Origin of the sequence: Klebsiella sp. HMSC16C06 (assembly GCF_001808325.1) — a bacterium.
GTDB classification, from domain to species: domain Bacteria; phylum Pseudomonadota; class Gammaproteobacteria; order Enterobacterales; family Enterobacteriaceae; genus Klebsiella; species Klebsiella variicola.
Genome location: NZ_KV792984.1, coordinates 248,593 through 264,123, shown reverse-complemented (window position 1 = coordinate 264,123; position 15,531 = coordinate 248,593). Strand labels below are relative to the sequence as shown.

At 60.7% G+C, this 15,531-nt stretch carries 13 protein-coding genes and 1 riboswitch; of the genes, 3 read left to right on the top strand and 10 right to left on the bottom strand.

Translation table 11 applies throughout. The annotated features are described in order from the left end of the window. Nucleotides 1–7: 7 nt before the first annotated feature. From atzF to HMPREF3142_RS03540, 7 genes are all read right to left on the bottom strand, one after another. Entirely contained in the window at nt 8–1,804 is a 1,797-nt protein-coding gene (atzF, locus tag HMPREF3142_RS03570) for an allophanate hydrolase (RefSeq protein ID WP_023340160.1), read from the bottom strand. Next, nucleotides 1,801–5,406: an urea carboxylase gene (uca, locus tag HMPREF3142_RS03565; protein ID WP_070611599.1), complete on the bottom strand. Its 3,606-nt coding sequence runs from the start codon at nt 5,404–5,406 to the stop codon at nt 1,801–1,803. Before uca ends, atzF begins: the two co-directional genes overlap by 4 nt. Before the next feature lie 166 nt (nt 5,407–5,572). Beyond that, nucleotides 5,573–6,208 (bottom strand): urea amidolyase associated protein UAAP2, encoded by a 636-nt coding sequence (locus HMPREF3142_RS03560; RefSeq protein ID WP_008804848.1) that lies wholly within the window; start codon nt 6,206–6,208, stop codon nt 5,573–5,575. Between the two features lie 10 nt (nt 6,209–6,218). Then, nucleotides 6,219–6,947 (bottom strand): urea amidolyase associated protein UAAP1, encoded by a 729-nt coding sequence (locus HMPREF3142_RS03555; RefSeq protein ID WP_008804847.1) that lies wholly within the window; start codon nt 6,945–6,947, stop codon nt 6,219–6,221. Between the two features lie 4 nt (nt 6,948–6,951). Next, nucleotides 6,952–7,728 (bottom strand): ABC transporter ATP-binding protein, encoded by a 777-nt coding sequence (locus HMPREF3142_RS03550; protein ID WP_049165167.1) that lies wholly within the window; start codon nt 7,726–7,728, stop codon nt 6,952–6,954. Next, on the bottom strand, nt 7,725–8,540 hold the full coding sequence (locus tag HMPREF3142_RS03545) for an ABC transporter permease (RefSeq protein ID WP_008804845.1): 816 nt from the start codon (nt 8,538–8,540) through the stop codon (nt 7,725–7,727). Before HMPREF3142_RS03545 ends, HMPREF3142_RS03550 begins: the two co-directional genes overlap by 4 nt. A 24-nt stretch (nt 8,541–8,564) precedes the next feature. Next, nucleotides 8,565–9,623: a putative urea ABC transporter substrate-binding protein gene (locus HMPREF3142_RS03540; protein ID WP_070611597.1), complete on the bottom strand. Its 1,059-nt coding sequence runs from the start codon at nt 9,621–9,623 to the stop codon at nt 8,565–8,567. A gap of 56 nt (nt 9,624–9,679) precedes the next feature. Next, nucleotides 9,680–9,778: riboswitch (guanidine-I (ykkC/yxkD leader) on the bottom strand. A gap of 446 nt (nt 9,779–10,224) precedes the next feature. On the opposite strand from HMPREF3142_RS03540, the gene oxlT reads away from it, so the two are divergent. Then, entirely contained in the window at nt 10,225–11,523 is a 1,299-nt protein-coding gene (gene oxlT, locus HMPREF3142_RS03535; RefSeq protein WP_023297642.1) for an oxalate/formate MFS antiporter, read from the top strand. Nucleotides 11,524–11,560: 37 nt separating this feature from the next. Here the strand turns inward: oxlT and HMPREF3142_RS03530 are convergent, their stop codons facing one another. Then, nucleotides 11,561–12,139 carry a GNAT family N-acetyltransferase gene (locus HMPREF3142_RS03530; RefSeq protein WP_163590761.1) on the bottom strand — a complete coding sequence of 193 codons (579 nt, stop codon included), beginning with the start codon at nt 12,137–12,139 and terminating at the stop codon, nt 11,561–11,563. Between the two features lie 69 nt (nt 12,140–12,208). Further along, entirely contained in the window at nt 12,209–12,397 is a 189-nt protein-coding gene (locus HMPREF3142_RS03525; RefSeq protein ID WP_004891873.1) for a hypothetical protein, read from the bottom strand. Nucleotides 12,398–12,734: 337 nt separating this feature from the next. Here HMPREF3142_RS03525 and HMPREF3142_RS03520 point away from each other — a divergent pair, with 337 nt between their 5' ends. Beyond that, nucleotides 12,735–13,313, top strand: a complete 579-nt coding sequence (locus HMPREF3142_RS03520) for a TetR/AcrR family transcriptional regulator (RefSeq protein ID WP_012541693.1) — start codon at nt 12,735–12,737, stop codon at nt 13,311–13,313. On the opposite strand, the gene HMPREF3142_RS03515 is transcribed toward HMPREF3142_RS03520, so the two are convergent. Then, nucleotides 13,289–14,389 carry an iron-containing redox enzyme family protein gene (locus tag HMPREF3142_RS03515; protein ID WP_070611593.1) on the bottom strand — a complete coding sequence of 367 codons (1,101 nt, stop codon included), beginning with the start codon at nt 14,387–14,389 and terminating at the stop codon, nt 13,289–13,291. The two genes, HMPREF3142_RS03520 and HMPREF3142_RS03515, sit on opposite strands and share 25 nt — an antisense overlap. A gap of 203 nt (nt 14,390–14,592) precedes the next feature. Between HMPREF3142_RS03515 and HMPREF3142_RS03510 the strand changes: the two genes are divergently transcribed. Next, on the top strand, nt 14,593–15,504 hold the full coding sequence (locus HMPREF3142_RS03510) for a DMT family transporter (protein ID WP_023322641.1): 912 nt from the start codon (nt 14,593–14,595) through the stop codon (nt 15,502–15,504). Nucleotides 15,505–15,531: the final 27 nt, after the last annotated feature.

The following is a 15,531-nucleotide window of genomic DNA, read 5'->3' as shown; positions in this document are numbered from 1 at the left end:
GTTCCGTTTACCTGGCCAGCCACTGACGCCAGCCGCCCCAGGCGGTGATCTCCGTGGCATCCCCCAGCCCGGCGGCTTCGCAAATAAAGCCCGTCACCCATCGGCCGTTGGCCAGCTCAACCTGTCCCAGCCCCAGCGGCGCGGGAATAGCGGCCAGCAGCGACCCCACCTCGGCGCTGGGTATCTCCCAGACTTCCACCGCTATCGCCGCGCCGTCGCGCTCGTCACGCACCATCGCCGGGCGCTTGCCATCGGCGAGAGCGTACAAACGATAGCGTGGCGCGCTGTGGGTCGCCTGCAGCAACCGACCGCCCCGCGCCAGCAATTGACCGTTTAAGGGCAGACCGGCCAGATGCGCACCGCATACCGCCAGTGCCATCCGGTCATGGCCTGCGGAATGCGCAGGCGGCGGGCTCTCCAGCCGCGCGCCGCCTGCCAGCGGCAGCCGCTCCGCGCGCTGGAAGGCGTCGGCCAGGCTCAGCAAATACTGATCGGTAAACGCCCGACCAAACAGCGTGACGCCGGAGGGCAATCCGTCAGGCATAAACCCGCACGGCACACTCACCGCCGCATAGTCCAGCAGGTTCATAAAGTTGGTGTAGTAGCCCAGATCGGCGTTGCGGGCGATCGGCTCCGCCGCCAGCTCGTCGAGCGTTACCGGGCGCGGAAAGGTTGGCGTCAGCACGCAGTCCAGCGTATCAAGGATGGCATCGCACTGCGCTTTATACCCCTGCAACTGATACATCGCCTTAAAGGTCGCCGTCGCGTCGATATCAGGCGCTTTCGCCAGCACGTCGCGAATCACCGACAGCACGGCATCCGGCTGCTGCTCAATCAGCGGTCCGGCCACCGCATAGCGTTCAGCAACCCACGGTCCGTCATACAGCAGGCGGGCGGCGGCCAGAAATGGCGCGAAATCGATCGCTACCGGCACGCCGCCGAGCGCCGTCAGCCGCTGCACGGCCTGGGCGAACAGCGCTTCGCTGGCGCGGCAACCGAGGAAGTTCAGCGTCTGCGGAACGCCAAAGCGAAACCCGGCGGACGGCCTGCCAAAGGCCTGCCGGCTGTTCCACTGGGGATTGCGGCGGCTGTAGCTATCCTGCGGATCGGTCCGGGCAACCAGCGCCAGCAGTTGGCTGGCCTCGTCGGCGGTAGCGCTGAAAAAGGTCACACAGTCCAGCGTGCGACAGGCAGGGACGACCCCGGCGGTGGAGATCACCCCTTTCGTCGCTTTCAGCCCCACCAGGTTATTCAGCCCAGCCGGAACGCGACCGCTGCCGGCGGTGTCGGTCCCCAGCGCGAAGCTGGCGACACCCAGGGCTACCGCCAGCGCGGAGCCGGCGCTGGAGCCACCGGAGGGGTAAGCCGGGTGGTACGCGTTGCGGCAACGTCCGTACGGCGAACGGGTTCCGTTCAGGCCGGTGGCAAACTGGTCGAGATTGGTTTTGCCCACCGGCACGGCTCCCAGCGCAATCAGCTGCGCGACAATGGTCGCGCTTTGCGTCGGCCGGTATGCAAACGCCGGGCAGGCAGCGGTCGTGACGATCTCCGCAAGGTCAATATTGTCTTTGATCGCGAACGGCACGCCGTACAGCGGAAGCGTCTCTGGCGAATGGCCTTCCAGCGCCGCGAGAAACGGCGCCTGCTCCGCTTCGCTCAGGAGATGGATAAACAGATTAAATTCGGGATTCAGCGTTTCCGCCCGCTGGCGGATCGCCGCCAACAGCGCCCGCGGCGTGGTGTTTCCGTTACGATAGTTCGCCGCCAGGGTCGCCAGGCGTAAATCAAACGTCTGCTGCATCATGCCTTCTCCTCAATAATCACTGCCACCCGTTGCCCGGCACGCACCGCGCTGCCTGGCTGCACATTGACCTGCTGAACCCTGCCATCGCACGGCGCCAGCAGCGGGATCTCCATTTTCATCGACTCAAGCACCACCAGCACATCACCGGCGCGCACCAGACGACCGGCCTCGGTCTGTACCTGCCACAAATTACCGGATACCGGGCTTTCCACCCCCTGCTCGCCCGGTTGCAGCGGCGCATCGCCCGCTTCTTCTGCGGCGCTCTCCTGACTGTCGAAATGGGCCTGGCCGCTGGCGATCCAGCGATCGCGTTCGGCGTTAAACGCCCGCTGCTGATGGGCGCGAAACGCGTCAATGCTCTGCGCCTCGCGAGCGAGAAATTGCTGGTATTCCGCCAGCCGCAGCGTGCTGTGTTCGATGCGCAGCGGATAGCGACCGAGCGGGAAATCGCGGCGAATCTCCAGCAGTTCATCGGCCGAAACCGGATAGAAACGCAGCTGATCGAAAAAGCGCAGCAGCCACGGCTTGCCGGCAAAATCGGCCACCTCGTGATAGCGATTCCACATCTGCAGAGTGCGGCCGACAAACTGATAGCCGCCCGGGCCTTCCATGCCGTAGACGCACAGATACGCCCCGCCGATGCCCACCGAGTTTTCCGCCGTCCAGGTTCGCGCCGGGTTGTACTTGGTGGTGACCAGCCGATGGCGCGGATCAAGGGGCGTGGCCACCGGCGCGCCGAGATAGACATCGCCGAGGCCCATCACCAGATAGCTGGCGTCAAACACCGTGTTCCATACGGCCTGCTCATCCGGCAGATCGTTTATCCGGCGAATAAACTCGAGGTTGCTTGGGCACCACGGGGCGTCCGGGCGGACGGTGGTCATATATTTGTCGATCGCCTTGCGGCAGGCCGGATCGTCCCAGGAGAGCGGGAGATGCACGACCCGCGTTGGAACCTGCAGATCATCGCTCATGCAGACCGTGGCCCACTCCCCGCTGACCCACGCCAGCAGGGTCTCCAGCGCCAGCGTTTCCGGCTGGAAATGCAGCTGCAGCGAGCGGATCCCCGGCGTGATATCGATGATCCCTTCCCGGGCTTGCCCTTCAAGGGCCTGCATCAGGGCATGGATGCGAAAGCGCAGCACCAGATCCAGCTCCGCCTCACCGGCCTCCAGCAGCAGATGGGTATCACCGGAGAGGCGCGCCACCAGGCGTTTGTCGGCGTCACCGCAGGTCATCACCACCGGCGAGGTGAGCGGCACAGGCTGCCAGGCAACGTCCTGCGCCTGCAGGGTCGCCAGCTCCGCGCGACGACCTGCCGCCAGCCGCCGGGCGGTGGGGACGTCCACCGCCACAAAGCGCACTTTATCCCCCGCCTTAAGCTGGCCCAGTTGCCAGAGATCGGCTTCGATAACCGTGACCGGGCAGACGAAGCCTCCGAGGCTTGGGCCGTCCGGCCCGAGGATCACCGGCATATCGCCGGTAAAATCCACGGCCCCCACGGCATAGGGGTTGTCATGAATATTCGACGGATGCAGCCCGGCTTCGCCGCCGCTGTCACGGGTCCAGACCGGCTTAGGCCCGATCAGGCGCACGCCGGTGCGGCTGGAGTTAAAATGCACTTCCCAGTCGGTGGCAAAAAAGGTCGCCATATACGCCGGGGCAAAGAACTCCGGCGCGCCGTGGGGACCATAAATCACCCGCAGCGTACGGACGTCCGTCAGCGCGGTGCGCAGCCCTGCGGGAAGCGCCGCGCCTTCCCCTGTCTCAACCAAAGGCGCAAGATGCAGCACGTCGCCAGCGCGTAGAGCCCGTCCGCCGTGGCCGCCAAACTGGCCGAGGGTAAAGGTGCTTTTACTGCCCAAATAATCCGGTACCTGAATACCGCCGCGCAGGCAGAGATAGCTTCTGACGCCTGGTCCGTTTATTGCCCCCAGCCTGAGGGTCGCCCCCGCCGGAATAGTGAATACGCAGTTCATGTCCTGCCCGGCGCCATCGAGCGTGACGGTGAGCGGCGCGCCGCAGATCACCGCCTGTACGGCGGTATTAAATTTCAGGGTGGGTCCGCTAAGGGTGATCTCCAGCGCGGCGTCGCCCTCGGCATTGCCCAGCAGACGGTTGCCCAGGCGCAGCGCCCGGTCATCCATCGGGCCCGAAGGCGGGACGCCCACCGCCCAGTACCCCAGACGTCCCGGATAGTCCTGGACGCTGGTCTGGGTGCCAGCGCTCAGAACCTCCACGGTATCGGCCCGGTAGCGCAACTGCTCCAGGCAGCGGGTCCAGGGTTCTCCGGCGGTAAACGGTGCAAAGCCGAGGATCTGCTGCAGGTATAAGCAGTTGGTTTCGACGCCATACAGGCGGGTCTCCGCCAGGGCCTGCGCCAGGCCGGCGATTGCCTCATCGCGGCTGGGGCGCCAGACGATAGCTTTCGCCAGCAAGGGGTCGAAAAACGGCGGCACTTCACATCCGGCTTCCACCCAGCGGTCGATGCGCAGCGTGGCGCCGTCCGCCGGCGGAAACCAGACGTCGGTTAACAGTCCAGGCGAAGGCTGAAACTGGCGGCCAGGATCTTCGGCGTAAATTCGCGCCTGAATGGCATGGCCCCGGGGCTGTAGCCCGGCGGCCAGCTCGCTCAGCGGCGGTAAATCCCCTGCGGCCAGGGCGATCATCCAGCGTACCAGATCCACGCCCCACACCTGCTCCGTCACGCCGTGCTCCACCTGCAGGCGGGTATTGACCTCAAGGAAATAGAAGCGCTGCGCCGCGCTGTCGTAGACAAACTCCACCGTCCCGGCGCTTCGGTAGTTCACCGCTTTCCCGAGAGCAATGGCCGCGCTACACAGCGCCTGCGCCATCCCTTCCGGCAGATTCGGCGCCGGGGTCTCTTCAATCACTTTCTGGTTACGCCGCTGCAGCGAGCAGTCGCGCACGCCGAGGGCGATAACCTCCCCCTCACCGTCGCCGAAGATCTGCACCTCCAGGTGACGGGCGCGTTCGATATATTTTTCGAGAAACACCCCGGCGTCGCTGAAGTTGTTTTGCCCCAGCCGCTGCACCGTGGCAAAGGCCTCGCTCAGTTCGCGGGCGTCGCGGCAGACGCGCATGCCAATCCCCCCGCCGCCCGCCGTGCTCTTGAGCATCACCGGGTAGCCCACCGCCTCAGCCGCCTGGCAGGCTTCCTCGCTGTCGGCCAGCAGTTCACTGCCCTCCAGCAGCGGCACGCCCTCCGCCTTCGCCAGCGCGCGAGCGGTATGTTTCAGGCCGAAGGTACGCAGCTGTTGCGGGGTCGGGCCAACAAACGCCAGTCCCGCCGCCTCACAGGCTTCGGCGAAGGCGGCGTTTTCCGACAGAAAGCCGTAGCCGGGATGGATGGCGCGGGCGCCGCTCTGCAGCGCGGCGGCAATGATCTTCTCTACCACCAGATAAGTTTGCGCTGCCGGGCCCTCGCCAAGGCTGAGCGCTTCATCCGCTTCGCGGACGTGCAGACTGCTCAGGTCGGCTTCGGCGTAAACGGCAACCCCCTTCACCTGCATGGCGCGCAGGGTACGTAAAATGCGGCAGGCTATCGCCCCGCGGTTGGCAATCAGTAAGGTATCAAACATAAGCGGAACTCACAGCGTAGCGGGTCGTCCCGCAACAATTCGTCTTTCCCTGAGGTCGTCCCCGGGGGAACCGGCGCTTAAACGTGGCGCGTCGGCGTGTGATTCAGGCGGTCGGCGCGAACGGCGAACAGCCGAAAGGCCAGCAAACGCCAGCGCTGCCAGCGGGTCAGTTCCATACCAGCACCTCGGCGGGGGTCGGGTTCCAGCCATTGCAGGGATTGTTGAGCTGCGGACAGTTGGAGATCAGCACCATGGCGTTACACTCCGCGCGCAGTTCAACGTATTTTCCTGCCGCCGAGATGCCGTCCGCAAAGGTCAGACCGCCCTCCGGCGTCACCGGCACGTTCATAAAGAAGTTAATGTTGGCGCCGATATCGCGCTTATGCAGGCGGCCATCGTGCAGACAGGCGCAGAGAAAATTGTCCCGGCAGCTGTGCATATAGCGCTTGTCGAGAGCGTAGCGCACGGTGTTGCTCTCCTGGGCGCAAGCGCCGCCGAGGGTATCGTGCCGTCCGCAGGTATCAGCCACGATGGTCATCAGCGGATGGCCGAGGTTGGAATAGAGCACGCTGCCGGCGGTCAGGTAGGCGTTCCCCTGGCGACGCAGCGTGCGCTGCGCATCGTAGCGCTCGCGCGGGTTGTCGGCGTTGTAAAACAGGGTATCAATCGCCTGATTGCCTTCGAGATCAAGCAGGCGCAGGGTTTGCCCTTTTTTAACCTCAAACAGCCAGGGTTCCCCGGCCGGGATCACATGGCGATAGACGGCCTCTTCCGGGCGTCGGTTACTGGTGATAACGGTCATGAACGCCTCCTTACAGGGCAAAAAGTTGGGTATTACGGAACGCGCGCTGATTCTCATCGCGGGTCAGGAGCGCCTGGATGGCCGCGTCCTCATCGTCGGCCTGATACCAGCTCAGCTGCACCGGACGGGGGGCATATTCTGTGGCCGGATCCTGGGGATGCGGCAGCGCGGTGAGCACCAGCAGGACGTCCATCGGGGCAAACAGCTCAACGTAATCCCCGGCGCGACTGTTGCCGGCAACAAACTGGAAACGGCCCTCGTCATCGACGGTGACTTTGCTGAAGAAGTTGACCACCATCAGCAGATCTTCCAGGCCGAGATCCCATTTACCCATCTCCACCAGCAGGTTATCGACGCCGTTGCGGTAGAAGCCATTACGTAATTCCTGGTAGCGTCCGGCGCCATATTTGTCGTGTGTCTCTTCGGCGTTAAGGACCCCGCCGAACGGATCGTGCCAGCCGCAGCTGTCGGCGACGATCCCGGCCAGCACCCGGCCCATATCGGAGTAGAAACAGTGTCCGGCGGTCAGGCGCGCGGTATGCTGGCCCTTGAGGGTATCCGGCAGGTTCAGGCGCTCACTTTTCTCATGGGGGTTGAGCATCATCATGCTGACGTTCGCCCCGCCGTCGATATCAGTCAGGCGCAGGATCTGCCCTTTGCGCAAAATCAGCGAGGTATGCGCCCCGCCGGGAAGCCGCTCTTCGCGCAGGCTGGGAGTGGCGTGAAAAAGTACGGTCATCAATTTATCTCCTTAATGCGTAAACGTTGGTGTCGCTACCGGTGGCCAGCTGCGCCATCCGCGCCTCATTGAGCGGGATATCGTAGGTAATGCGCGCTCCCCAGGCGTTAGGCGCCTGCGGATCGATGCGCACTTTGTCGAACACCAGCAGCCGGGTGCCCAGGTTGAAGCCTTCGGCCAGATCGTGGGTGACCATAAACACCGTCATGCGCGTTTCGCTCCACAGCTGGAGCAGCAGCGCATGCATATCTTTGCGAATGCCGGGATCCAGCGCGCCGAAGGGCTCATCGAGCAGCAGCACCCGCGGCTGCATCACGAACGCCTGGGCGATGGCCAGCCGCTGTTGCATCCCCCCGGACAACTGCGCCGGATATTTATCCAGAGCGTGCCCCAGCCCCACTTTCTCCAGCATGTGCTGGGCCTGTTGCCGGGCCTCGCGTTTTCTGCCGCCAAACAGGCGCCCCAGCAACGGGGACGCCGGCAGCTCCAGGCCGATGGCGACGTTATCCAGCACGTTGAGATGCGGAAACACCGAATAGCGCTGGAAGACCACGCCGCGGCTGCGATCCGGCTCCGCCGCCAGCGGCTGGCCATCAAGCAGGATCTCGCCACGGGTCGGTTTTTCCTGACCGAGCAGCAGGCGTAAAAAGGTCGATTTACCACAACCGGACGCGCCCACCATCGAGCAAAACTCGCCCTCTTTCACCTGCAGATTGATGCGCTCCAGCACCACATGGTCGCCGTACTCCTGCCAGATGTTTTTGATGTCGATAAAACTCATCCCCGGCCTCCTTCCGCCCATGGGAAACAGGCTTTGTGCAGCTGACGCAGCGCCAGATCCATCAGCCATGCCAGCAAGGTGATCCAGATGACATAGGGAATAATCACGTCCATCGCCATATAGCGCCGCACCAGGAAAATGCGGTACCCCAGCCCGGCGGTAGCGGAGATGGCCTCGGCGGAGATCAAGAACAGCCATGCCGAGCCCAGCAGCAGGCGCAGAGAGGTGATCAGCCGCGACAGCAGCTGGGGAAGTACCACCCGCAGCACCAGGGTCCAGCTATTGGCGCCGAGGGTCTGCGCCTTAATAAACAGCTCCGCCGGGATCTCCTTCGCCCGCTGCTCCAGGTCGCGCGCCAGCATTGGCGTAATGCCGATGACGATCAGCATCACTTTCGACAGCTCATCGAGGCCGAAGACGATAAACAGCACCGGCAGGATCGCCAGCGGCGGGATCATTGACACCACCGTCATCAGCGGCGACAGCGCCGCGCGGTACATCGGGAAGACGCCGGCGGCGATGCCGATACCGAGGCCGATCAGCGACGAGACGGCCAGGCCCGTCAACAGACGGCTCAGGCTGATCAGCGTATCGGCCCACAGCAGATACTCACCGCTGCGTTTGTCCGGGGTGAACGCCATCCGGTCAATGGCTGCCACCATCTGCGACAGGCCTGGCAGCAACTTGTCCTGCGGATTGGCTTCCAGCCGCACCGCCGATCCAATAAACCAGGCGGCGATCAGCACGACAAAAGGCAGCAGCATCAGCGTCAGGCGCATCCCCTTTTGGGGATAACGGTTAATGTGGCGCATGGCGTGGTCTCCCGGCGATAATCATTACAGCTGGCCCGCGGCGGCCAGCTTCAGGTAGCTGTCGTCAAAGCGCAGTTTGCGGTTGGCGGCATCGCCGAGGGTGACATTTCCCGGGAAGGTCATACCGATAAAGTCCGCGCTCTGCGCCCCTTCACCCAGCAGGCCTTTATCGAACGAGAACTGCGCCACTCGCTGCATCGTTTTCGCCAGATCCGGCGAGGAGATAAACGCCAGGGTGTCGCCAGGTGTCCAGAACAGATGGGTTGTTTTCAGCTGTGCCTGGTAGCCGGCAAGATCGGTACCGGAGTCGGCGGCCATGGCGCTCAACGCCTGGCTATCCCCGGCCTGCATTTTGGCCATCATTTCAAACCAGGCGCCGGTCAGGGCTTTGCCCAGCGCGGGGTTATCTTTCAGGGTCTGGGTATTCACCACCATCATGTCGATAAGCTCGCCCGGCACCTGTGAGGAGCTAAACACTTCGCTGGTTTGTGGGGTCTTTTTGATAACCGACAGCTGTGGATTCCAGGCCACCGCCGCCCGCACGCCGCTGGTGCCGAAGGCCGAGACGATATCGGCATCGGAGGTATTCACCACCTTGACGTCTTTTTCCTGCAGCCCGGCTTTTTCCAGGCCGCGCACCAGCAGATAGTGGGATACCGACAGCTCCGGGAGATACACCGACATCCCTTTCAGGTCGCTGAGCTTTTTATCCGCCCCTTTCAGGACCACCCCGTCGTTACCGTCGGAGTAGCTGCCGGTGATCAGCGCTGTGCTGTCGACACCGCCCGCCGCCGGGATCGTCAACGCGTCCATGTTGGTCATCGTGCAGCCGTCAAACTGCCCGGCGGTGTACTGGTTGATGGATTCGATGTAATCGTTGAGCTGGACGATATTGATCTTGATGCCGTATTTGCTGGCCCATTTATCAATGATCTTTTCGTTACTGATGGTTCCCCAGGGCATCCAGCCGGCGTAGATGGTCCAGCAGACGTTGAACTCTTTTTTGACGGCGGCAAACGACGGGACGCTGGTCAGCAGCGTCAGCGACAGGACAAGTGAGCGGAGGAGCGGCGATGTTTTCATGGTGGACCTCTGGTTAGCACGAGAAACGGAGCAGCGCGACACCCAACGGTGCTGCTGTCTCCCGGGCTTTTATCCCGCCGTGTAACCTCGCCGAGGTCGCCAGCTCTCGGACCAGACGTTCACCGCGGTGAACCGGAACCCTAGCCAGCTATTGTGTGATCTGAATTGTCTGTTGCGCTGCTTTCTGCCAATGTTCTTGCAAGCACCATGCCAGGAGCCAGAGGCCGCTCACCGCCGCGTTTCGCCGCCAGCGGACGCATCGATTCCCAAAAATGGGGAGTGATGTTGGGGCATTGCATGGCTTTGGTGCAGGAAAACGCAGAGCGCATGCGCCGACATTCTGTGAATTTGCCACGAACATTTCCCACGCACCGCGATGACCCATTTGCACCGCCTCAGTGCCGCCCATTCACCATGTCGCATCCCGTCAGTTACCACCTCATTACATTAACCTGCTGAATATAAATGATTATTTTATATGGCACGTTTAATGCTGTGCGCTTGTATACCGCGATGTGGACAAGATCGTATGCCGTATGGCCACAACACGTCGTCACTCTGCGGTCGCCACCTTCCCCTTTCCGTGAGGCATCCAGGGTGGATGCGTTTCACGGAAGCCTGCTTACTGAAAACGGAGAACAACATGACGACACTCAGTGAACCGTTGGTTACCCCGAAATATGGCAAATGGCGCCAGCTGGTGCTGGGTTTGATCTGTATGGCCGCCATTTCCAGTCCGCAATATGTCTGGACGCTGCTGACAAAACCCCTGGCTGCCAAACTGGGCGTGGGTTTGCCAGAATTGCAGGTCACCTTCTCGCTGCTGATCATCCTGCAGACCTTCTTTTCCCCTTTTCAGGGGCGATTAGTGGAAAAATTTGGCCCACGGCGGCTGATCGCTATTGGCACGGTGATGGCGGGAATGAGCTGGGTGCTTTCCGCGCAGGTGAATGGCCTGGCAACGCTCTGGCTGGTTTATGGCTGCATGGGCGGCCTCGGGACCGGGATCGTCTACATCGGCGTTGTCGGCCTGATGGTCAAATGGTTCCCACAGCAGCGGGGATTTGCCGCCGGCTCGGTGGCGGCGGGCTACGGGATGGGGGCCATCATAACCACCTTCCCCATCTCCCTGTCGCTGACCACTAACGGCCTTGAACACACGATGACGACTTTCGGGATCCTTTTCGCCCTCGTCGGCTTCCTCGCCAGTCAGGGGCTGAAGCTGCCGCCGCCCGCTGTCTCCCAGCCCGTCAGTCAGACGGTGGCGCAGAGCAGCAGATCGTTTACTTCCCGGGAAATGCTGCGCCAGCCGCTGTTCTGGCTGATGTTCGCCATGATGGCGATGATGTCGACTTCCGGGCTGATGGTCACGTCGCAGATGGCGGTGTTCGCCGAGGATTTCGGCATTAGCCAGGCGGTGGTGTTTGGCATGGCGGCGCTGCCGCTGGCGTTAACGATAGACCGCTTCACCAACGGCTTAACCCGGCCGCTGTTTGGCTTTATTTCCGACCGCTTCGGCCGCGAGCAAACCATGTTTATCGCCTTTGCGCTGGAAGGCGTGGCGATGATGCTCTGGCTGGCGTGCCGGGAAGATCCGCTGCTGTTTGTCCTGCTCTCCGGGGTGGTGTTCTTTGGCTGGGGGGAGATCTTCTCTCTCTTCCCGTCGACACTCACCGATACGTTCGGCAGCGAGCATGCCGCCACCAACTATGGCTGGCTGTATATTTCTCAGGGCATCGGGTCAATCTTCGGCGGCCCGCTGGCGGCACTGCTCTATCAGTACACCCACGGCTGGCATGTAGTCTTCAGCTGCGCGATTGGCCTTGATTTTGTCACCGCCGCCCTCGCGCTGTGGGTGCTAAAACCGTGGCGCGCGCGCTTTATCCGCCAGCACAGCTAACTGCAGCGCTGACAGAAGTGACGGCTCGCCCGTCACTTCACGGATATTCGCTGCGCAGCAGCGCGTACAGGTACTCATCGCCCCACTCGCCTTTAAAAAAGATATTCTGCCGGTAATGCGCCTCGCGACGAAAGCCCAGCCCTTCAAGGAGTTTGATCGCGCCGGAATTGCGGGTATCAACCACCGCCATCAGCCGATGATGGGCTAACTGTTCAAAGAGTAAGGCCATCACCGCCCGCATGGCTTCCCGGGCATACCCCTGATGCTGATACACCGGGGAAAAGGTCATCCCCAGCTCGGCCTGTCTGCCCTGATCGAAAAAGTGGATCCCCACATCCCCCGCCAGCGCACCGTTGGCCTGGATCTCTACGGCAAGCTGGAACCAGCTCTCATCCTCAGCAAAGGCCAGCGAACGCTGTTGTTCATAGAAGGCTCTCGCCTCTGTCATACCATATTGGGTCCAGCTCTGAAAACGGGCCACCTCCGGCAGGTTGCGATAATGGCTGAAAGACGGCAGATCTTCCGTTCTGAACCGGCGCAGCAGCAGCCGGGGCGTGGTCAGGGGTAACATCATCTCTTCTCTTCTTCTTAATGAGACAGGCAATCGCGGGGCCATCTTAACCTGCTAGCCTCAACCCAGCCATCGCACTTCCTTGTCAATTTAATATAAAGTTAAATTTCGATATTAAAATTTCACAAACCGATAAAACATTACAATAACAAATACGAAAAACAGGGGAACAAGCCAGAGAGGCGTCTTTGGAAAAAAGAGCCCTTGCGCCACGGCGAAGAGGATGGTCAATACAGCTGGGCCATAATATGAAATTAACGACCTGAATATTCTTCGCAGCAATCTTTTAATAAAATTCATCATAGTTATCGGATCATCCTGGTAATGATGTCTGTAATACCCTCATTCGATGCCTGTCCTGCTGTAACCGTCTCAGACTTCAGAAATAATGGCTATCAGAAAGTACATCATTCACAGCTTATGTGTATAAAGGTCCGAATAATACGCCGGTTCGGAAACATTAGGACATGACTTGTGCATGTCTACGCAATCTTGTTTTATTGAGGGAACCGACGCCGCATAAACCGCGGCTGATTTACTTTTTGCCCGTCTGGCGGCAAGATCCGGCATAATGCACCGCTGTCGCAGGACGGCCGTGTCACCGGCAGTCGTGACAGCGAACCATTCGACAGGAAAACGCATGAAGCCAAAACAAGCGGACATTCTCCGCCACGCCAGCGCGCTGTTTAATCGCGAAGGATATCAGTCGCCCAGCATCGAGCGGATTGCTGAACATGCCGGCATCTCCAAAATGACCTTCTACCGCTATTACGCCGATAAAGAGGCGCTCATTCTGGCTATCCTCAAGCAGAAAGAGAGCGAATTTATGCAGGATTTGGCGCAGATCACGGCGGATAAAGCCAGCGCGCGGGAGAAGCTGTTTGCCGTGTTCGACTACTACCATCGCTGGTTTACCTGCGACACGTTCCACGGCTGCATGTTTACCCGCGCGCTGTTTGAATATGGCGCGTCATCGCCGGCGATCCGGGAGCAGTGCTCCCGATTCAAGTCGCTCCTCTGGCAGTTCTTCCGCGATATCCTCCTGCAGGTGTTAAAACCGGAACCTGCCGAGCGGGTCGCCATGATGATGGTGATGCTCATCGATGGCGCTATCGCCGCTCAGCAGGCCGAGTCCGTCGAATGCCGGGAGATCCCACCGGGGATCACCGCCTGGAGCGCAGCCAAAGCGCTTATTTACTCAGAAGGCGGAACGCTGTGAGATAATGCGCTGCCGTCCAGCGACTGCAGGGCCGCCAGCAGGCAATCATAGTAATCGTTGCAGGTTTGCAGGCGCAGCGCGGCGCCAAAGTAGACCTCCTCCATCGCCGCCGGATGTTTTTTGCCAATCGGCACAATTACATTGTTCAGCCAGCCATCCGCATGACCGATATCGACGGTGATATGTTCGGCATAGTAATGCACGTCGCGATCGGAAAGCCCAATCCGCCGACAGCCCGCCACCAGTTTTTCATACTGCGGTGGGTCGAGCAGCTCGGTCATCGCCATGACCCCCAGCGATTTGTAATAATGCTGACGGTTTACGCCGCCCAGCATAAAGGCGTTATACCCGGCCAGCCCCTGCCAGTCGTACAGGTGGGCAAAATGATTGTCCGGCAACGCGATATTCCGCCGCTTCAGTAAATCCTTATACAGATTGACGTGGGTGATCTCAGTGCTGCCCTGACCTATCTCATCCCACAGATTTTGCGCAATCTCAGCGCGGGTTTCCGGCAGCGAACCGACCAGCCCCATCGCCACAAGATCGAAGAACAGCAGATTCAGCGCGCTGTCGCTTTTGAAGAAATAGTCGATCTGCGCCGCGGAGGCCTCGCAGGCAAGGAAATCGAACAGCGGATGATGAGACGCCGGGTGCTGCTGGCATAAGGCGCGCAGTTCGTCGACGATATTGCCGGCGTTAAGCACCGGTCTCTGGCGGTGGAAACGTTTGCTTTCCGCCCGCAGCCACTCAGACTCAATGTAGTTTCTGATCCCGGAGAGCAGCGGATGAAACTGATTAGCTGCCGCTGGCGAGAGCGGGTCGGCAAGCCAGGACTGATAGAGGATGAACAACGCATGGTGAGCGCGCTTTTTGGCCTGTGGATCGTCAGCGGAGAAGGCGCGGATGCAGGTATTCTCAGTCAGATGCCAGGCTCTGTCGGCCACCAGCGGGTTGGCCGTCAGCTTCAGCGACAGCGCGTTGCTGTGCAGAAGCTGGTCAATTAACTCATCCAGTGCCAGCCTGGCCATCACCGCGGTCTGGTCACTACCAATGACCCCATTTTCTGTGTTACGCATGGATTTGTCCCTGTTAAATGCATGGCAAATATACGGTATAGTACCGTTCGCAACGCGGCAACGAAAATTTAGGAATAACAAATATCATATTGTAAAATAACTACTTTTAATAAATAAAACAAAAGACCACTATAAAAATATTGATATTATAAAATTATTAAAGTTACCATCTAGTACAGTGATAAGCGACGCAAGGAATCAGCATGCCCTATCTGTTACTGACGCTGGCCGCCCTGTTCTGGGGGGGAAATTACGTGGTCGGTCACGTGCTGGTTCAGGGCGTGGATCCGATCCTGATGACCGAAGCGCGATGGGCGTTGACGGCGCTGCTGCTGGGCCTGCTCTACCGCCGGCAGATCGCCGCCAGCCGCCACCTGCTGCGGGAAAACGCGCCGGCGGTGCTGGTGCTAACGCTCTGTGGCCAGGTCAGCTTCCCGCTCACGCTCTATATTGGCCTGCAAACCACCTCCGCCCTCAACGCCGCCATCTATATGTCCGCCACGCCAAGCATGGTGCTGCTGATTAACCGGCTGATTTTTCGTGACCCGGTATCGGCCCGCAACTGGCTGGGGGTCATCTTCAGCACCCTTGGCGTGATGATCCTGTTATTCCAGGGGAACCCACTGCATGCCACCTCGCTGCATACCTTTTCCGTCGGCGATCTGTGGGCCATGGGGTCGGCGCTGAGCTGGGCGCTCTACTGCTCGCTATTACGTCTGAAGGACCGCCGGATCCCGGCGAATGGCTTTGTTGCCGTCAGCTCGCTGCTCGGCGCCCTGATCCTGCTGCCCATCGTCATCTTCTGGCTGATGCGCCACCCGGCGCAGGACTGGGCCGCCTGGCGCGAGCCGTTTTTCCTCAGCGGCCTGGCGTATCTGGTGATTTTCCCGTCGTGGCTGGCCTATCTGTTCTGGAACAAAGGTATCGCCGCGATTGGCGCCACCCGGGGAGAAATTTACACCCATATCATCCCGCTCTCCGGCGGGGTGTTGAGCATCCTCTTCCTGCATACCCAGCCGCATGCCTGGCATCTGTTCAGCGCCCTGTTTATCATGGTGGGGATTGGGATCTGCTCGCTGGAGAAACGCCAGGCGGCAATTCGTCTGCGCGGCTAACGTACGCTGCCGGGCGCCTGACGACGC